Origin of the sequence: Acidicapsa acidisoli, from assembly GCF_025685625.1 — a bacterium.
Taxonomy (GTDB): Bacteria; Acidobacteriota; Terriglobia; order Terriglobales; family Acidobacteriaceae; genus Acidicapsa; species Acidicapsa acidisoli.
Genome location: NZ_JAGSYI010000001.1, coordinates 905,445 through 924,600 on the forward strand (window position 1 = coordinate 905,445; position 19,156 = coordinate 924,600).

Annotated in this window: 10 protein-coding genes; 3 read left to right on the plus strand and 7 right to left on the minus strand. The window is 54.8% G+C overall.

Annotated elements, in window-relative coordinates; all coding sequences use genetic code 11:
* Positions 1-566 precede the first annotated feature (566 nt).
* Positions 567-1,157 (plus strand): sigma-70 family RNA polymerase sigma factor, encoded by a 591-nt coding sequence (locus OHL23_RS03725; protein ID WP_263350424.1) that lies wholly within the window; start codon positions 567-569, stop codon positions 1,155-1,157.
* A complete protein-coding gene (locus tag OHL23_RS03730; protein WP_263350425.1) occupies positions 1,121-3,934 on the plus strand; it encodes a serine/threonine-protein kinase in 2,814 nt (937 codons plus the stop codon). The genes OHL23_RS03725 and OHL23_RS03730 overlap by 37 nt, the downstream gene beginning before the upstream one ends.
* Positions 3,935-4,950: 1,016 nt before the next feature.
* Here the strand turns inward: OHL23_RS03730 and OHL23_RS03735 are convergent.
* Positions 4,951-5,379 (minus strand): hypothetical protein, encoded by a 429-nt coding sequence (locus tag OHL23_RS03735; RefSeq protein WP_263350426.1) that lies wholly within the window; start codon positions 5,377-5,379, stop codon positions 4,951-4,953.
* Positions 5,380-5,714: 335 nt separating this feature from the next.
* Here OHL23_RS03735 and OHL23_RS03740 point away from each other — a divergent pair, with 335 nt between their 5' ends.
* Entirely contained in the window at positions 5,715-7,565 is a 1,851-nt protein-coding gene (locus OHL23_RS03740) for a sigma 54-interacting transcriptional regulator (protein WP_263350427.1), read from the plus strand.
* 147 nt (positions 7,566-7,712) lie between these two features.
* On the opposite strand, the gene OHL23_RS03745 is transcribed toward OHL23_RS03740, so the two are convergent.
* The 6 genes from OHL23_RS03745 to OHL23_RS03770 form a co-directional block, all read right to left on the minus strand.
* Positions 7,713-9,341 (minus strand): SpoIIE family protein phosphatase, encoded by a 1,629-nt coding sequence (locus OHL23_RS03745; RefSeq protein ID WP_263350428.1) that lies wholly within the window; start codon positions 9,339-9,341, stop codon positions 7,713-7,715.
* 254 nt (positions 9,342-9,595) lie between these two features.
* The gene (locus OHL23_RS03750; protein ID WP_263350429.1) at positions 9,596-9,895 is read right to left on the minus strand and encodes a hypothetical protein; all 300 of its coding nucleotides are present in this window, start codon (positions 9,893-9,895) and stop codon (positions 9,596-9,598) included.
* Positions 9,896-10,592: 697 nt separating this feature from the next.
* On the minus strand, positions 10,593-12,746 hold the full coding sequence (locus tag OHL23_RS03755; protein WP_263350430.1) for a beta-N-acetylhexosaminidase: 2,154 nt from the start codon (positions 12,744-12,746) through the stop codon (positions 10,593-10,595).
* A 66-nt stretch (positions 12,747-12,812) separates the two neighbouring features.
* Positions 12,813-14,078 (minus strand): YdcF family protein, encoded by a 1,266-nt coding sequence (locus tag OHL23_RS03760; RefSeq protein ID WP_263350431.1) that lies wholly within the window; start codon positions 14,076-14,078, stop codon positions 12,813-12,815.
* Positions 14,079-14,132: 54 nt separating this feature from the next.
* Positions 14,133-15,506 carry an alkaline phosphatase family protein gene (locus tag OHL23_RS03765; RefSeq protein WP_263350432.1) on the minus strand — a complete coding sequence of 458 codons (1,374 nt, stop codon included), beginning with the start codon at positions 15,504-15,506 and terminating at the stop codon, positions 14,133-14,135.
* Between the two features lie 91 nt (positions 15,507-15,597).
* On the minus strand, positions 15,598-18,987 hold the full coding sequence (locus OHL23_RS03770) for a TonB-dependent receptor (protein ID WP_263350433.1): 3,390 nt from the start codon (positions 18,985-18,987) through the stop codon (positions 15,598-15,600).
* Positions 18,988-19,156 lie beyond the last annotated feature (169 nt).

Sequence of the window (19,156 nt, forward strand, 5' to 3'; positions counted from 1 at the left end):
ATGCGAAACCATCTTGGAAGATTGATCGCACTGCTCATATTGGTGGTTCCTCTGGCTATATCAGCTCAGCAGCAGAGCCCATGGACCGATACAGGTATTAATGGGCTCTCCATCCGATTCGACCAAGTAACCCCCACGAGGTGTGCGTGGGAGTTTCGAAACGATAGTATTCGAACTCTTGCGGTGTTCAACTTCCGCATTGAGGACTTCAACGCTGAAACGCGTGTACCCGAACACTCGGTCAGTCTGATTCCAACTCCCTTAAATTCCGGGCAAGAATTTGGAGGAGCATCAGCGTTCTCAGCTAATGCCAGCTGCAGATCGGTAAAACTCATAGTCACGAACATTCAATGGAAGTAAGATCCTTCCGGGGATGCGGACATTTCTGCATCCCCGGCAAACAAGTTATTGTCAATTTGGCTGACATCCTGAGAGGACGGCCAGCAACACCCGGGATAGAGAGCGGGCATCTAGTTGTGAAAGTTACCGAGCGACTATGCCGCCCACAAACCAGCGACTACGCTGATAAGTCGTGTTATACTCGCGGGCACACCGGAGCGTCATGCATGAAGCCTCTCAAACCCGACTCGGGTGACGGGAACTCCATTACTGCTCTGCTACAGCAACTCAGCGAAGGGAACAGAGAAGTAGAGGCGGCCCTAATCCCTCAAATCTACCCGGAACTACGGCAACTGGCGGCCCGCTATATGCGACACGAGCGCCGGAATCACACATTGCAGCCTACAGCGCTCGTCCACGAGGCTTATGAAAGACTCGTCCAGCAACCGCAGATTCCATGGCAGAATCGTGCGCATTTTTATGCATCTGCCTCTCAACTCATGCGCCATATCCTCGTAGATCATGCCCGCACCCGCCAAGCTGCTAAGCGAGGGGGTATTCAACATCAAGTAACACTGGACGAAGCACTTCTTCCGGAGGCTGGCCAATCCGCAGACATACTCGCCGTACACGAAGCACTTGAACGCTTAGCCAGGTTCGACGCCAGGCAATCACGGATCGTGGAGATGCATTTCTTTGGTGGATTGACATTTGAGGAGATGGCGTCGGTCCTGGGAGTGTCAGACCGCACAGTAAAACGAGATTGGAGCATGGCGCGAGCATGGCTGAAGGGAGAACTAACATCGAAGCAACTATGACTCCCGAACTTTGGCAACGGCTAAAACCGCTATATGAGGCTGCCCTCGATTTGCCAAAGGAACAGCGCGCCCAATATGTCTCAGACGTCTGCAAAGACGACGTGTGCTTGAAAGATGAGTTAGAGAAGCTGCTGAAATCTACGACTGAGCGAACACTTCCGCTCGACAATCCACTAATTCAATTTGGCAAGATATTCCGTGAGGGTCAGCGGACGCTTTCTGACGGGCAAGTGCTCCTAAATCGATTCCGGATTGTGAGGCATCTAGGATCGGGTGGCATGGGAGAGGTTTACGAGGCTGAAGACCTCTTCCTGCGGGGTGTTCACATTGCACTTAAAACGATTCATCCGGACATATCCGGCGATCCCATGATGCAGAAGCGCCTGGAGCGGGAGGTCCTGCTTGCGCAAGAAGTGACGCATCCGAATCTCTGTCCAATCCATACAATCTTTCACTGCGACGATCCGCCGCCTGCTTATTCGTTTCTGACCATGAAGCTGTTGCCCGGGCAGACACTGGCCGCACGATTGCAAGAGTCTTCCCAAATAACTAATGAGGACGGACTCTCAATTCTCCGCCAGATGTCTCTGGGAATTGGCGCTATCCACGCCGCAGGCATAGTCCATCGGGATATCAAAACGAACAATATCATGGTTGTCGGAAGCGGCCCCGGCCTGCATCTGTGGATCACCGATTTTGGCTTGGCGCGCGCCTACGAAACTGAATCGACCGCCTTGACGGTAGGAGCAGTAGGGGGAACACCCGGATACATCGCCCCGGAGCTGTTTCTTATGGACCCACCGTCCCAGGCCAGCGATCTTTTTGCTCTTGGCGTCGTCCTCCACGAGGTTTTTGCCGGAGAAAAGCCAAGGCCCGTTCCCGGCACGCATTCCTATACGATCAGCCCTCGGTTGACGGCCCCGAAAGTACCGTCACTTTGCGTTCACCTTATAACCGAGTGCCTCCAGGATGCCCCGCAGCGAAGATGCACCGCCTTTGCGGATGCTTTAGAAACTTTCGATTCCAAACTCGATCGCAGCCACTACATAGGTCGATCAGGACAATTCTGGACCCGACGTCGCTTTGCAGCCACCGCGGCGGTTGGCGTTTGTGCCGTTGCCGGAGGCACCTGGTGGAAATGGGATGAACTCGATAATGTGCTCCACCCGTTACCTCCGAAGCGCTTTGTCGCCCTTCTAAATTGGCCCAAGACCTCTGATTCCCGACTCACGCCGATGCTGACTGGGGCGCTTAGTGCGATCAAAAGCGAACTCTCGCGCCTTGAGGCGTTTGATCGGGACCTGTTAGTGATTACGCCTGAGGATGCGGGTACTGAGTTGATGCAAATGGATCACCTCAAAGACATCTGCGATTCATTAGGTGCAAACCTCGTCTTGGCGGCCTCGGTCCAGCCAACTCCGAGATACTTCAAAGTGCTTTTCAGGTTGCTAGATCCTGTATCCGAGCGCTTACTGCGCGAACGAACGCTAGAGACTTCTATTGCGGCGATAACCTCATTGCCACAGAAGGCAGTTAAGGCTGCGTCGGATTTGCTGAACTTACGTCATCCTTTTGCCAACAATTCCGTATCTAATGAACCAGGCACGGAGTCCGCTGCAGCGTTCAGCGCCTTTCAGGCAGGCGAAGATTTGATGAAGCAGCCGAATGATGCCGGTCTGAATCCTGCCATCGATAAGTACAAACTTGCCGTCGAGCAAGACGTGCACTTCGCCAAAGGCTATGCGAAGCTGGCCCTCGCATATTGCCGCCTCGCCACTCTGCGACACGATTCCGGCGCTCTCGAATTAGCCCGGGGAAATTCTAGGCTTGCCTTGGGACTCGACACGAATCTGGTAGACGGCCATATGGCCATGGCGTCCGTCTATGAGCAAAGTGGCGATATGCCTTCCGCCTTGCAGGAGATATCCAGGGCCTTGGCTATTGATCCCTCTAACCCTGTCACTCTAGTGTGGCAGGCCCAAATTTACACCCGCCTCAACCGTTGGGCTGAAGCCGAAGCCACCTATCAAAGGATATTGAACCAACGGCCTAACTTCTGGCTCGCCTATAACGAATGGGGCGTAGTCTTGAATGACCAGGGCAAATATTCCGAAGCGATTCAGAAATTCCAGGCAGCCTCCATTGCTGCTCCCCGTAACTCACTCGCCTTCAATAACGTCGGTTCGATCTATCTTCAGACGGGGCACTACCCCGAAGCCATTGACAATTTCACGAAAAGCCTTATGCTAAAGCCCAATGCTTTAGCTGCGTCTAACATCTCCGCTGCTTTGCGTACCGAGGGAAAACCCGCCGATGCGCTTCCATTTGCTTTAAAGGCCGTCGAACTGGATTCCGCGGACGATAACAACTGGCTAGAACTGGCGGACTGCTATGCTTCGCTTCCCGGAAAACAACGTGCCGCCAAGGAAGCTTACCTGAAGGCGGCGATAACTGCAGAGCGACGCCTGCAGATCGATGCGTCGGACGGGGCCTCCTGGATGCAACTCGCTCTGTACAAGGCCAAATCGGGCGCCCCCCAGATCTCGCTCTCGTTGATCAAGAAGGCTGAATCACTTGGAGCAGGGGACATTGACTCACAGCTTTGCAAGGCCAGGGTCTTGGAACTGTTGGGTTATCGAGACGAAGCGCTCGAGACACTGAGAGCTTGCCTATTAAAGGGGGCAACCGATTTTCAGATCTCCTCTGTCTCTGATCTGCGAACCCTCGCGCGCGACCCGCGCTACCGCAAACTCCTTCATACCAATCCAGCAACCTAGAAGGACCAATCCGCACCTAGTCGCTGAAAGGAAATCGACCCTTGAAAATGACAAAGTTCTCCCTCATTGCCATTTGTCTGCTCTTTCTGCTGTTGCCGAGCGGCTGCAAAAAGGTCCGAGTCGTAACGTGGGTTGCACCTAGCTTACCTGTGGAGAGCTATGCCGATGCCGGAACCACTCTGGAATGGGACCCGGTCGCGGGTCAGGGCTTCGAGATTAAGTTCACGCCAACGACTATCAGTCCATGTAAAGGCAATGAACCCTTAACCAGCGATGGTAAAAAACCGGTCGTGTGCCATTTGAAGAAGAATCGAGCCGGGTTTTATCAATACACCATTGTCATTTCTAACACCGTTGCTCCCACTGGCACTGTACCAAGTGGAGCGCCAGGCGTGTTTGCGCAACGAGTCGGACCGTGCAAATACTGTTCCAACCCAAGTGGTTTCGAATTCGTTTCGGCCAACACAAGCGGCTTGGCCACGCGTGGTGCCCAATCAATTGAGTTAGATGAGTGCAGTACCCCCAGCCAGACGGCGACCGCGCAGCCCCCATCCCTATCCGCTCCCGCTGGAACCAAGGTTTACTGGACATATGCAGGAGATGATCCGCCTGATGGCACATCTCCTATTAGCGTCGTTCTTCCAGCAGGGGTTTGCTCGAATTCAGGTACACCGACCACAATCACGAACCCCTACACCGCATGTACTCTAACGACGCCATCGTCGAATCCTTACACGTACCAGATCTCTGTGTACAACTGCACGAACCCAGGCTCGGCCTCCTTGACTGTGCAGTAGCAGTTGGCACGTGTAACGTGGCCGATCCTATTGGATCGCCGGACTCTGCTGAACGCAGGAACGCTGCAATCTTGTGCAATCAGAAAAGGTACTCGTAACTGCACTGTTTGAGCGGTCCGAGATAGTCAGAGATACCTTCACATGTCAGTCCGTTAGAAATAGACCCGGAGACGATTTCTCCGGGTCTATTGATTTCAAGCACAGTCTAACATTAAAGACCTATTTGAGCGCGATCAACGTGTCGCTGTTAGGGTTGAGACCTGCGTCCAGGTGATGTTCCATGGCTCTCTTCTCCGCTTTCGATGCTGGGAAGCTCAGCTTTCTCGAAGCACTCGGATAGCGAATCTCACGCAGGAAGTACTGGTCGCCATACTTGTGAAACAAGAGGCTGCCAGTGTTGGCCGGTTCGTTTGAATTGACTAGGCCCATGGCCCACATATCGACATTCCCCTGCCGGCTTCTAATGCTGAGCAAGTTAGGACGCTCAATGTTTGTGCCAATCGTGTAGATCCCAGCAGGCAGAGAGCTGCCGTTGACGGTGAAGTTGAATGGAACGGTTGCTCGCACGAGATGGTCTTGTGCGAGTGCGCAACCAGTGGCGATGAGGGTGACGGCGACGAAGTTGACAATTGCGACGATGGGTTTCATGACTATCTCCTTTTCCAGGAACCTTCTTCAGGTTCCTCCTGGGGCTCCAGAACACTTTCTCTTCTGGAGCTTGTTACTACGCATGGAGATATTGCATGCATGTGGCCAAAGATGAGCGCGCACGCGGTGTTTTCGTGATTTAACTGAGCACGTTTAATATCAATGAGATAGAGGGTACTTACAGTTTTCTGTTCAGCGAATTCCTGCTGCGCCCCTTCCAACGGTATCCGAACAGATACCAGCCAGTATCTTGTCGGTTCTGTCAGGGCATCGTTCCTCGATTTATCTATGTTTCTTTTTCGATTACGTTACACTCGAATGCACCGGAGGCTCTGATGCAGCCGCGGCTCCTCGTCATTTCGGGTTCGTTGACAGGAACGGTTCGACCGCTAATCGACGGACATATTACGATCGCCCTCGACGAGTCGAATCAGTTATGCCTGATCGACTCCGATGTCTCGCGCAGACATTGCACGATCGAGCAGGTGGCCGATCAATATGTGATTGTCGATCGCGAGAGTCCGTGCGGAACTTTTGTAAATGGAATTCCCGTAAGTCGAAAAGGTCTTGCACACGGTGATGCGATCCGAATCGGAAGATCTGAACTGGTGTTTCTGCTACACGAAGGGGAAGATACCGAAACGTCTCAAATACGCCTTAGTGACATTGCTTCCGCTCCATCTCTCCAGACAATTCGATTGGAAGACCGAACAGCGCCGACCTTCGCGGATCGAGTTGGATGGATGGCACGAGACCTGACAGCATTGTTGAGGATCAGCAATATCATCAATTCCATTCGAGATTTTGGACTCCTTCAGCTAGAGCTTCTGCGGCTAATCTGCGAAGTGATTCCCGCAGACCAGGGCGCCGTAGTGCTGCTCACTGATCTCAATGGGGAGCCCCATTCGATCATTACCTGGGACCGGCAACCTGATGCGAAGGAGTTGATCGAGATCCAGCGCGAGTTGGTTCACCGGGCAATCTGGGAACGATCGGCCGTCTTCACGGGCGCGTCAACGGGCGCTGGAGAGGCACACAGCGTTCTCTGCATGCCGCTCTGCGCCGTGGAAAAGACAATCGGCGTTATCTATCTCACTTCGCCTCACCCGGATTCGCCTTTTCGTGAGGATCACATACATTTTCTTGACTCGGTCTCACGCATCGCAGCGGTCACTCTGGAAAACATACTTGCCCTTGATGCATTGCGTTCCGAGAACCTGCAATTGAAGGCGGAACTAAACCCAACCTGCCGACTCGTAGGCGAGAGCCAGCAAATTCACCAGGTTGAAGAATTCATCTCTCGAGTTGCACATAGTGATTCCACGGTGCTGATCCGTGGAGAGAGCGGAACGGGCAAAGAGGTTGTAGCTCGCGCGATCCATCAAAACAGCCCTCGATCCGATCGGCCTTTCATCGCCATCAATTGCGCCGCAATTCCGGAGACACTGTTCGAAAGTGAACTATTCGGATATGAGAAAGGCGCCTTCACCGGAGCGACCGGGATGCGGAAGGGTAGGTTGGAGGCGGCCGGCGAGGGAACTCTCTTCCTTGATGAGATTGGGGAATTGCCCCCGCCAATGCAGGCGAAATTGTTGCGCGTCCTGCAGCAACGGGAATTCGAGCGAGTTGGCGGAACTCTATCCGTCCCATTCAAGGCACGGGTTCTCGCCGCCACGCATAAGAATCTTGAGCAAGCAATCAAGTCCGGCGAGTTTCGACAGGATCTGTACTACCGCCTCAACGTAGTCTCGATTCGCGTGCCGCCTCTGCGTGAGCATCGCGAGGACATTCCTCTGCTTGCCTTATATTTCGCGACAAAGTACGCAATAAAAAGTAAGCGACCGTTCAAAGGTATTTCCCGGGCAGCGCGGATGCTCCTGATAAGTTATAGCTGGCCCGGAAATGTGCGCGAATTGGAGAACGCAATCGAGCACGCGATCGTGCTTGGCCTGACCGAGGAGATCCTTCCGGAAGATCTTCCCAATGGCCTGCTCGAGGAACAAGCCGGGGGGCTCCCAGTATCGCGATACCACGAAGCGCTCAACGAGACAAAAAAGGAGTTGATTCGCAGCTCGCTGGGAGAAGCAAAGGGAAGTATTCCCGAGGCCGCGCGACTGCTCGGTATTCATCCCAAGTATTTGCATCGACTTGTCCGGAATCTCAATCTCAAGTCGGAGCTTTACTGATCATGTGTTTTCTCGAATTTGAGTCGGGACCGCTCGTATCGCCACTTTCGGACCAGAACGTCGATCTATATCGATAAGCCGTCAATTCTTGGGTTCACCGCGATAGGAATATTGAGCTATACACAGGAACGCTGGAAGATCTGTCTCTCATTCATTGCCGTTGTAACGAACCTCCACTAGAGTGCAGTCATCCTGGGCAGGGTTAGGAGCCTGGAATTTAGCCACCTGGTCGAGAATCTCCCCGATGTTGGGACAGTGGGTCACTACACTGAGCCATGACTCTTCAAACTGCCGACCTTTGCTATTTTCAGCTTCTGTGATTCCATCGCTTGCGATTACCAAACGTTCGCCAGGCAGAAGCACGGTTTTGGCTGAAGCGTAGATTGCTTCTGCGAACAGTCCAACCATCAAATTGCTGTCTTCCAAACGCCGGATCTGTTTGCCGCGAATTACGAGCGGCAATATGTGCCCGCAGTTAATGTATTCCAACTGGCCATCTGGATAGAGCTTAACGATCACCATCGTCGCGTACTTACCGATGTTTCGCTCGCAGAGGAAGCGATTTACCGCCGTGGCTATGTCGGATAAGTCTTGCCGCGCCGCTAACTGCGCATGGACAATACCTTGCAGGGTCGCCGCAACAATGGCTGCTGAAATCCCCTTGCCGGATACATCCACCAGAGTCACACAAACGCAGTCATCCAGGACCACAGCGTCGTAGAAATCGCCGCCGATCGCAAGGCAGGGGACGGTTTTCGCTTGAAGCGACGCATAAGGGAGCACGGGCAAAGCGATGGACATTAATCCACTGTGTATCCTGGCGGCTACAGCAAGCTCTTCTCTGGCTTGCCGAGCCTTCTGTTCGGCCTCGACCAGCAACGCGTTCTGCAGGAGAGCTGCTGCCTCAGCAGATACGGTGTCGAGAATCAGGTGATCAATCTCGCTAAGATCGCCCGGGGCGATCCGGCTGTCCAGGTATAACAGTCCGAGCAACTTGTCAGGCTCTTTCGGTGCGACCCGTTTCCGCAAGGGAACGCAGTGAATTCTGCGAATGTCATTCATCATGACGCTCGACCAACCCATTACCCTCTCATCGGTAGATGTATCGCTTACCGAGAACTTCCGCCGGCTATTGATCGCGTTCTCAATTGCTTTTTGTGAGATGCTCTGATCCTGCGCCAGCACTTCACCGGCGGAGTCGAGACCTTTCGCAAAATGCAGCTTTCTGTCTGCCCAAAGAAAGACGAATCCCCGCTCTGCCCCGGTCAATTGCAGTGTCAGATGCAATAATGCGCCCAGAATTTCGTCGATAACTTCGCCCTCATTCAACTGACGGGCCGCGCGAAGCAGCCAGTTCAGTAATTCGATCTCGCGTGCCGCCGGAGGGATTCCAGCGAGGGTGTCGGGCATCTCCTGAATGGAGGACAGCAAGTCATGGAAAGAAGTCTGCTTCAATGGACCGGTTACCTGCTCGTCAGATTCAACGACAAATCGCAATTTCTTGCCGGTGAGAGACCCGATTTGCAGCACATCGCCAGGCTTCAGAACCGCGTTTTGGATGCGGGCGCCATTGAGAAAGGTGCCGTGAGTACTGTTTTCATCTGAGACCGTCCAATTATCGCCCTCACGCGTAATGACTGCATGATGACGTGAGACGAGGGTTTCGTGCAGGACCATGTCTCGATCCGGAGAGCGGCCAATCGACACGGACGCGCCATCCAGAACGAAGTTGTGCTGTCCGTCGGAGTCGGAATAACTGAGAAAGCTGGCAGGCATCGTAAAATCCTTCCTCACTGACTGTACTCTTCACGACGATAGGACCGACTAGATTTATGTGACTCAATTTTGGCCAAAGCCATCAGGACGAAAGAGAGAGGCGACTGGCTGTCTGAAGCTTTGGAGGAAATGGTCCAACCGCACATTTGAACGGACGGAAACTCATCTGTCCGAAGGGGAAGCGCGTTCGGCGGCGCTTCCCTCTTTCGAGAGACACAATCGGACTGATCTACGTGTCTAACCGAGAAGCCTGATTAACAGGCCGCGGGGTAGCGGACGCCGTCTGTTCGAATTGCGATCGTTCCATACGCGGTCCTTACTATCCGACCAATCACAAACCAATTCCCAAATGCATTTACTCCCCAGATCTGGTAAGAGTAATCGACTTGGTAATCGACGCCGTTGACGTTGCACACTGTCATCACGGGAACTGGCGGGACAGCATATTGAGCAGTCTGATAGTGTGCGGCAGGGGACGAAAGCGCCGGGGCGTCTCCGCTCGAGAATGGCCCGACAACGGTGAACAGTGCCAATGCGATCATATTGTTGATCATGACGAATCTCCTTGGAATGAAGTGTCTCTGCGTTCGACTGCCTTCATTCCCTTAAGCGAAAACTGGCGACAAATCGTGCAAAGCACCTAGCTTCAAGATGCGCTACCCCGTTAGCATCAGGGCTCCCATTCAGGCAGAATTGAAAATGAGTTTCTTGTGTTGACGGAAGCACGCCCAACCGGTTTGAGAGTGGGAAGACGGCTCCGAAAGTCGGTATTCAGTAGAACCCGGGCACCAGTTCCCGAAGAGATCGAGCAGTTGCATGTTCCGTTGCACATTCGAGTGCCGAACTGCCTTATTTCATCCGAATACAGCCATTTCACATGATGCTAAGTTGTTGATTCCGCACGAGAAGGCACATGCGCGATAGATTTGCTAAACCGTTATAGGGTCAAAAGCTCTATCGGGGGGTTCGAATCCCCCTCTCATCTAGTCTGAAATCTATAACTTAAAAGATTCAAGCTCGCTAATTTCTGCAGATTTCCCCGTAAATTCGCAGATTCTGCCCCGCTAGAGAATTCTCTCCTCTCACTCGACTCCAACTCACATTCCTGCTGATTTTCTACCGGCGTTTTAACTAGTCGCTTTTCGATGCGAAGTTCGGCGATCGGAGTGCGGCTTCTTCGGGAATGGCAAATTGGATCTGCACATTCCCTCAGGGAAGCGTGATTGATATTCGTCGATTTGTTCCAGATGCCTAATTCACTGTTGGGACTGGAATACCCAACTCGGCAGGCGAAGGCAGCTTGTGATGTTCCCGCCATTCATCCCGGGCTAACTTGAAACGGTCGCTTCGTGATACCCAGAGTTGAGTTGCCATGTCATAGCGGAGCAGAACATTCTGCAACCAGTATGGGCGGTTTTCGCGCAGCCAAAGCTGCGAATATTGCAGGCGCGTGTAGCTGTAACCGTCGCGCATGTCTTCGCAGAGTCCGTTGACTCCTGTGATCGTTCCGAAGATTCCGTAGGCGCGCTTTGCTACCTGCGGATCGGCCTGTCCGGAATATAGATGGTTATAGAGGTTCGCAATCGTATCGGCTGTTTCGAACTTCTGTGCGATGAAGTCAAAACGGCGCGCGCCCAACTCCAGTGCATCGATGGCGTCGCTCTCACGCAGAGGCCCCGCGGCTCGTGCCTGCGCGATCTGCGCAATGGCCTGCTCCGCATGAAGGCGCATCTCGTGAATGAGCGGCCGCAGTTGGACGGCGACTGCCTGCCCTTCGGCACTCCATGGGTCGAGCCAGAAAAGGGCATCGGTGGACTCCCTTATCTTCGACTCGTCGAGCGCTTGGTAGATCGCGATCAGTTCGCGTTGCGCCTTGTCGAGATTGCCGGTCGTGTCTCCGTGAAAGATGCGTCCGTAAGAGTCTTGAAATTGCGCAACATCGCTGCTTCCGGATTGCCACCCCGCGGCGGCGCCGAACAACACGCCGTACCAGTCGGACAGAAAGAGACCTTCTCCATCGTCGTTCCAGATCGTATTCAACATGCCTGTGCTATGAGCCGCCTGGCCGTCGCGAACGAAACCCTGGATGTTGCCCAGTGCATAGTTATTGTCGGGGTAGACACGGCTCCAGTTATTCACTCCGGGCGCGACCCATGTCTCCATTCCGGCATCGACATATGGTTTCAGCCATGGTTCGAATCCCTTGGGCTCTGGATGATATGTCCAAGCCACGGCAATCATGTCTTTGGGCAGGCGCTTCACTTCGGCAGGATCATTCATTGCGATGTCGCCCCAGAACAACAGTCGGCGGTGCAGCGGCGCGAGCGTGTCATGAACCTGGGAGAGAAAATCAATATACACCGCGCCTAACCCGCGCGCGTCCACGGCATCGTGTGTCTGCCCTTTGCCTAAGTCGGCGGTTTCGTCTGCACCGATATGCAGGAATGGCGAGGGAAACATTGCGGCAATTTCCTTGAACCATTGGCCAATCAATGCCGGGGAGCCGGGCTGGCCGGGAGCGAGGACATTTCCCATTGGAGTTTCCGCGAGCGGAGCATACTGCTCATACTTCAAGACGTGATGCAGATGCCCGAAGGCTTCCTGCTCGGGGACGATGGTGACGTGATAGAGACGCGCGTAGTCGACGAGTTCGCGAACATCTTCGCGACTCATGCTTCCGCCCGGCAGCCCAGGAACGGGATTGGAGAGATACTGCAGAGTGTTCTCAAAGTATGCCGAGTAGAGATTGATCTTATAGGCTGCCAGGGTGCGTATCTGGCTCTTCTGAAAGTCCAGGGTCGGAACTGGACCACGCGATAGATCGTCTGATATTCCGCGATAACGCATCGCGGGCCAATCGCGAATCAGCGCCTTTTGCAATGTCGCCGAAGTACTGTTTCCGACGATCAACTGTTTGACCGTCTGCACGCCGTAGAAGATTCCGGACGAAGTGTCCGCAATAACGGCTAATCCGTTCCCGTTCGGAACAATCGCGTACCCTTCTTCATGCATTGGGCTATCGATTTTTGCGCCGGAGGCTGAGAGCAACTTCGCTGCCCGCTTCGAGTCCGACCGGAGCAATTCAATCACAGCCGAATGGCCATGCGCGTTCGAGATGTTAAGTTGCTGAAGCCACGCAGAGAGATCCTGCGCGGCAAAACGATCTTCCGAATCAGATCCGCTCTTGATCGACACCCCATGAGTCAGTTCGATCACGCCCTGAGAAGAATACTCACGAGGTATGGGCAAAAGCTTCGGCGCTTCGCCTGCGGTGACGGCTCTTGCGCTTCCCGCGGACGCTGCGATCGTCAAGGCAACTGCAATCAAACGGACAAAACCAGCTCGCGCTGAAATTGGGTTCCATACACGCTGTGAATTCACCTGTGCGACTCTCTGCTCTTTCACCAGCAATTTCCTCCACAAAACACTCTGTTTATATTGGTCGAACTGACCGCTTGCCGTCTGATCTGCCTAGGGGTCAAGCGGCTCAATCGGGTCCTGTTCCAGCGACTCCACCAAAGGCAGAAACGCAAGACTGGTATCGGAGGGCTGGCTGAGAATCCGGTAGGGCATATATCCCAATTCTTTCAGACAGCGGTCGGCGAATGGCTGTCCTGCGATGTAACCGACCTGCGCAGCATCGCTGATGACCAAAGCGGTCTTGTTCATCGGGACTCCATAGCGATATATTTCCCGCGCGGCGTTGCGCATGTTGGTGGTCGTGTGGCGGGCATGCGGATCGATGAGGATTGCGGATTCCGGCACGTTGAAATCCTGCAATAGCGCCTTTTTCATCTCGACGGCTTCGGAGAAGCGCGTCTGTGAGGGATGGACATATCCGCCGGAGACAAGGATGAACGGAGCTTTGCCTGCGTGATAGGCCTCGGCTGCCAACTGCACGCGTTTGCGCCCGGAGTTGGAGAGCGCGGTATCGCGATCCCCCGGTCCGGCTCCGGGAACAACGATCACCGAGTAAGCAAATTTATTCCATGGAGTTGCAGCGATGGCCTTGACAGCAGCGGCGTTGACGCCCGTTTCCATCGGCTCCAGTCTTCCGGCCTCATCCCGATGATTGAGCGCCAGAAGTTGCAGTGCAGAGTTGAGGGAGAGATCGAAGAATAAGGAAGAAGACGACGTGCCGCTATTGATGTCACTGACGAGCGAGTGGACGCGCTGCTGATAGTCCGCGGAGTTCACGTCGAAGGAGTAGGAGTCGATCAGCGGATAGCGCGGAGCGGTTCCCTCGCCGTACACGGAGATGACGTCATTCAGGCCGCGAGCACAGGTGTCCCATGCGTTCGCCAGCAGGTTGTCTCCACTCTGCTTTTGATACAGCACATACGCGCCACTGGGGCGAAGTTCCTTGTCGACAAGAAGCCGCAACGATTTGTTCTCCCGGTAGAGCCGGGCCAGTGCGAGAGAGACCGCATGAATTTCTTCGTCGTTCCACAAAAGGCCTTTGAGGGTACAGGCAACATTCTCCTTGCATTGTGCGAGTTCCCGTTCTACGGAACGTTTCCGCTCCGCGCTGATCTCGGCGATTTCCTGATCCGCAACAAGCGCACGCCTGACCTCGGCATTTTTTTGAAGCAGCGAAAGAAGATAAAAGTTCTTGTCCTGCAAAGGCGCGTTCAAAGGCAGTGGCTTTGTGACGGCCTGAGAAAAAGACGCTTGCGGAAAAGCCAGTACGAATGCGGCGAGCAACATTCGTCGCAGGAAGGAAGGCGGTGTCGACATGGAACATTCTCCGGATGACGCAAGAGGTATGAGGGCTCAGACGGTACGAGCAGGCTATTGGTTGCAGCGGACCGGCGGTTGCGTTGTTCCCGGCAGGTTGATGCCCATCCACCCGGCCAGCGTAGGCGCTATCTGCCGCATGTCGATGGTGCCAAGATCGCAAGCATGGATGCTGGAGCCTATCGCAAAAAAGGAGGACTGCAGTTCGGGATGATCGGGAAGGTATCCGTGTGTTCCGGTGCCGGGAATGGGTCTCAGGATATCGCCCTCAAGCCTTCCTCCGGCGGTAAACCCGGGCTTCCAGTCCACCAGGAATGAGGCTTTGGGATCGCCGCCGCGCGCGACAATTTCTTCATGAGTGAGAATGCGCGCGATTCCGTAGAGCGGGTCTTGCTGCATGTTGTCCAGGAGTGCTTTCACCTCGCTCAGAGTCTGCGCGTCATCGGGATCTTTCAGCATGATGTATGCAGAGCCGTCGGCATTCCACATCGTAGCTTTCCAGGAGGCGATGGAGGGTTGATTGTTTGGAGGAGACTTCTTGATTTGAATGAGTCCGGCTTCGACAAAGCGAATCAGCAGATTCACGCTCGTATGCGTGGCTGCAAAGCCATGATCGGAAACCACTGCGACGATTGCATTCGGATCGTTGGCGCGCTCGGCCTCGACCAGTTCCCCGATCATCTGGTCGATCTTTTCCATGGCCTTGTTGCTTTCCGGGCTGAATGGCCCGGTCGCGTGCTCGGCGTGATCCAGCGACACGAGATGAATGGTCATGAACCCTGGTTTGGCGTCGCGAATGATGGAGACTGATGACTTCGTCAGCAGGTCATCGAAGTCCGCTACCGAATCGTAGATGTAGAAGGGCCCTGTCTGCTTCTCGATCTTCTTCAGGTATCCAACAGGGCGAGAGATCGCCTCCATCAGGCTTGCGTCTGCGGGAGTGCGAATCGGATAGGCGGGCAGCAGGTAATCAATATCGTCCGCGTTTGTGGTGCTGGGCCAGAAGACGCTCGCGGTAACAATCCCCGCCTGCGCGGCCTCATGCCAGAGAGTCGGCGCTTTGAGATCGCTTGCGTACCAGAACCAGGCGTCGGTGTTGCGATTGAAGGGATCGAAGCGGACGTTGTTGTAGATTCCATGCTCCTGCGGCCACACCCCGGTGACCAATGTAGCGTGGCCCGGAAATGTCACCGTGGGCACGACGCCGATAACACCGTCCGCATACATGCCGTTTTGCAGGAAGCCGCGGAGAACGGGAAGATTCAGCTTATACACATCGGCTTTTGTTACATAATCCGGACGCATGCCATCGACGGAGATCATCAGCACCGGTGGTCTCGTCTTTGTCGTCTGAGCGGATGCGTAGTGGAAAACAGGGAAGATGGCCAGGATAAGGGCATAACAGAAAACCCGCCTGAGAAAACTCAATGACTACTCCTTTTAAATCGCAAAAAACTAGGCAGAAAAATTGCAAAGGCGATGTGGCCACATTGCGGCGGCCACATCGCGCGATCGAACTTTAGAAGTGGTAGCGAGCTGAGAACTGAATCTGCCGCTGCGGAGAACGCGTTGAGGTGATCTGACCGAAGTTGGTGCTGCTGATGCTGCTGGAGGGGTCAGCATAGCTGGCGATGTTGAAGGCGTTGAAGAAGTCCGAACGGAAGTCGACAGACTGGCCGCTCTCCGTGAAAACAAATGTCTTGAAGAGCGAGAGGTCCATTTCGCGATAGCCGGGACCGCGCTCGGTGCCCACTGCGGCGGTGCCAAAGGTGTTAGGCAGTTCCGGACCATACGCGCAGGCGTTGTTGTACGCGCCGGTACACGGCACTGCGGAGGGATCGGTGCCGAACCAGTCTTTCACGCTCCGGTCAAGCACTTTCAGAGGCTGGTACTGGTTGGCGCGGGCAGCGAAGGCGTTCGAGTTGGCATTGTTGGGACCGGAGATTGTGATGGGAAAGCCAGTGTGGAGCGATCCGGAACCGGCAAGCTTCCAGCCGCCAATGATCTCGTTCACCAGGTTGTTCCAACTCGCGCCGAACTTCTTGCCATGCCCGAAGGGCAGCTCGTAGATGCCGGTCGCGCTGAGATTGTGGCGCAGATCGAAGCCGCTCGGGCCGTAATCCGCTTTCGGATTGTAGGCATTCTCCCAATAAGGGCTGGGACCGTTGACTCCAGGAACGCCGTAGAAGCCTGGGTTATCCGTCAGCGACTTGGCGTAGGTGTAGTTGACGGTGAACTCCAAGCCGTTGCTCTGGCGGTGCCGCACGACAGCCTGAAGGGCGTTGTAGTTGCTCATGGCTTCCGATGCCGTTATGTCGACCGCACCGGTCTGCCCTACGAGGTTATAGAACGGAGCATTCGTGCATTTCGATGTGCAGGGGGATGTCCATTGGTTGCCGTCGATCGGCACGATCATATGCTGGCCGGTCTCTCCGACGTATCCGGCCTGGAACGAAGTATTAGCGTTGATTTCATACTCCGTAGTGAGACTGAATTCCTGCATGTAGGAGGGGCGAAGATTCTGGGACCAGGCATAGTACTGGGTGTTTGAGACCGAAACATTTCCGGGAGCGGTTGAAAAGCCGTTCACTACCTGCAAGGGCTGTCCACCCGCGTTTGTAGTGGGAGTGATTGCCTGCGCGGTGAAGGAATGCTCGTAGGGCGGATTTTCTGTGAGACGGAGGCTGGAGCCGGTGCCTTCGAGGGTGACTGTGGTGCCAAATCCTCCCCGCACGACCAGGCGCGGCGTAGGCTGATAGGCAAAGCCGATGCGCGGCATGAAGTTGGTGTAGACAGGGTTGTAAAGAGCGCGGCTGTTGCCGTTCTGCCCGGCATATTCCAGGCCCGCAGTTCCCAGCGAAGGATCCGCCAGGTTGACGTTCACTTCCTTGTTGTTGACTTCATAGATCGGCTGATCGTATTCATAGCGAACGCCGAGATTTATGGTCAGATTCGGCCGCACCTTCCAGTCGTCCTGCACGAAATAGGCATCGCGCCACTGGCGCTGTCCGGTGTAGCCTCGCACGCCGCCTACGCCTGCATACGAGGAGTAATCCAGAACGAAATCGGCAAAGGGATAGCCGTTGGATTCTCCCTGCGCGGGCGAGCCGGTGAACTGGCCGCTGTATTCGAAGAGGCCGAGAGTGCCGTCATTGCCCGGATCGAAGTTGTTTTGTTGATAGCGAATGAACTGGGCTCCGAACTTGGTAATGTGCGTGCCGTGCTGCCAGGTCACGTTATCGGAATAGATGTAGTTGTTGTCACGCTTCGAATAGACACCCGCGGTCGTTCCGAAGCTGCCCACCGTTCCGTTCGTCATGTCCTGTTCGCTGAAGCCGTTGTAGGTTTGCGCCCCGGGGATGCCCACCTTGGAGTTGCCGGTAACGCCAAACAATCCTGTCGGGTCGACGAGGTTGGTGTTGCCGTATCCAAGCCGGGTGAAGCTGGCGCGGGCTTCGTTCACCAGCGAGTTTGAGAAGACACGCGTCCAGTTCAGCACAATGCTGTGCACCGGGTAGTCGTCGGCTGCGGGAAAGCTGATGGGAAGCACGGAGTGAGCCACGCCGTCGTAGGCATCGCCCATGGAGTAGCGCCCCATGATCGTGTCCTTCGAATCGAGCGTGTAATCGACGCGGACGTCGCCCTGATTGTTGCCGATGAACGATTTCTGATAGCCGAGGTAATCGTTCTGGGCGATGCCGTCGGTGGCGGTTCGGTTGGGCAGAGGATAGGCTTCCGGATGGGCAAAGAGGAACTGCGCGACCGGGCTCTTGATCGGTACGTTCTGATTGCCTACGAAGGGAGCGAAGTTGTTTTGCGAGTCGTAAAGCTGGATGTTTTTTGAATCGAGAAGAGAGAAGTCGCCCTCGCGGAAGGATTCGGGGGCGACACTCGCGGTTCCCGCGCCGCCAGTGTGATAGCGAACGCCCTCATAATCGCCGAAGAAGAAGAGCCGGTTGCGGATCACCGGGCCGCCGAAGGTAGCGCCAAAGACTTCTTGCGTATAGCCGTTCTTTTTAACACCGGAGAAATTGTTGGCCCAGGTGTTGGCGTCCAGGTTGTCGTTCTCCAGGTAGTCGTATGCGCTGCCGTGAAAGTGATTGGTGCCGGACTTGGTGGAGAGCAGAACGGCGCCACCATTCACGTTTCCGTATTCGGCGTCCGCATTTGCGGTAATCACCTTGATCTGTTCGATGGCCTGCGGGGACGGGTTGTAGCCGATGTCATTGCTGAAGCTTTCATTGATGTCCGCGCCGTCGAGGAGGTAGTTGTTTGTTTGCTGGCGGTTTCCGTTAAAGGATGGAACGTCGGAGGCGCTGGTATTGCGTTCGATGGAGTTGGAGCCTGTGAATCCAGTCGGCTCAGGAGAAACCGAGCCCGGCAGAAATTGTGTGAGCGTCGAGAAGTTCGGACCATTCAATGGGATGTTGGCAATGGTCTCGGACGAGAGGGTAAGGCCCAGGGTCGCATTCTCGGCATTGAGGATAGGGCTCAGTTCGGAGTCCACGTTCACCGTTGTGCTGGCCTGCCCCACTTGCAACTTCATATTGACGTTGGCGACCTGGTCGATCTCCAGCCGGAACGGTCCCTCAGATGCTGTATCGAAACCGGGCGCGGTTACGCGGATGGTGTAGGTTCCAATCGGCAGAAACGGAAAATCGTAGAGGCCGTTGCGATCGCTGACTGTGTTGTTGATGACGCCGGTGGCCGTGTTTGTGACACCCACCTGTGCATCCTTCACAACCGCCCCGCTGGGGTCGGTGACGATACCGCGCACCGAGCCGGTGATGGTCTGGGCCGACGCTGTCCATGTGCTCGCAAACAGAGCTATCCAGCATATTGCGATCACAGCGCCAAAACCGTAAACGGATAATTTCCTAAGGCAATACGTAGAGCGGAAACTAAGCATTGTGTTTTCTCCAGCGGACTGAGTCCTCGACCGCTGTCTGGATTGTGAAGGCGGGGCATTGCGGAGTTGCGCGGTTTTACCCGCGTTTTACTGTCAAACTGCGAGCTTCTTGTCTACGTGGGAGATCGCATGTGCGCGTTACAGTCGCATCGGGCCGAAAAAGGGTCGA

Bases quoted from the DNA above. Each gene is read 5' to 3' on its own strand.
- OHL23_RS03725 (WP_263350424.1), top strand. From the start codon at position 567: ATGAAGCCTCTCAAACCCGACTCGGGTGACGGGAACTCCATTACTGCT.
- OHL23_RS03730 (WP_263350425.1), top strand. From the start codon at position 1,121: ATGGCTGAAGGGAGAACTAACATCGAAGCAACTATGACTCCCGAACTT.
- OHL23_RS03735 (WP_263350426.1), bottom strand. From the start codon at position 5,379: ATGAAACCCATCGTCGCAATTGTCAACTTCGTCGCCGTCACCCTCATC.
- OHL23_RS03740 (WP_263350427.1), top strand. From the start codon at position 5,715: ATGCAGCCGCGGCTCCTCGTCATTTCGGGTTCGTTGACAGGAACGGTT.
- OHL23_RS03745 (WP_263350428.1), bottom strand. From the start codon at position 9,341: ATGCCTGCCAGCTTTCTCAGTTATTCCGACTCCGACGGACAGCACAAC.
- OHL23_RS03750 (WP_263350429.1), bottom strand. From the start codon at position 9,895: ATGATCAACAATATGATCGCATTGGCACTGTTCACCGTTGTCGGGCCA.
- OHL23_RS03760 (WP_263350431.1), bottom strand. From the start codon at position 14,078: ATGTCGACACCGCCTTCCTTCCTGCGACGAATGTTGCTCGCCGCATTC.
- OHL23_RS03770 (WP_263350433.1), bottom strand. From the start codon at position 18,987: ATGCTTAGTTTCCGCTCTACGTATTGCCTTAGGAAATTATCCGTTTAC.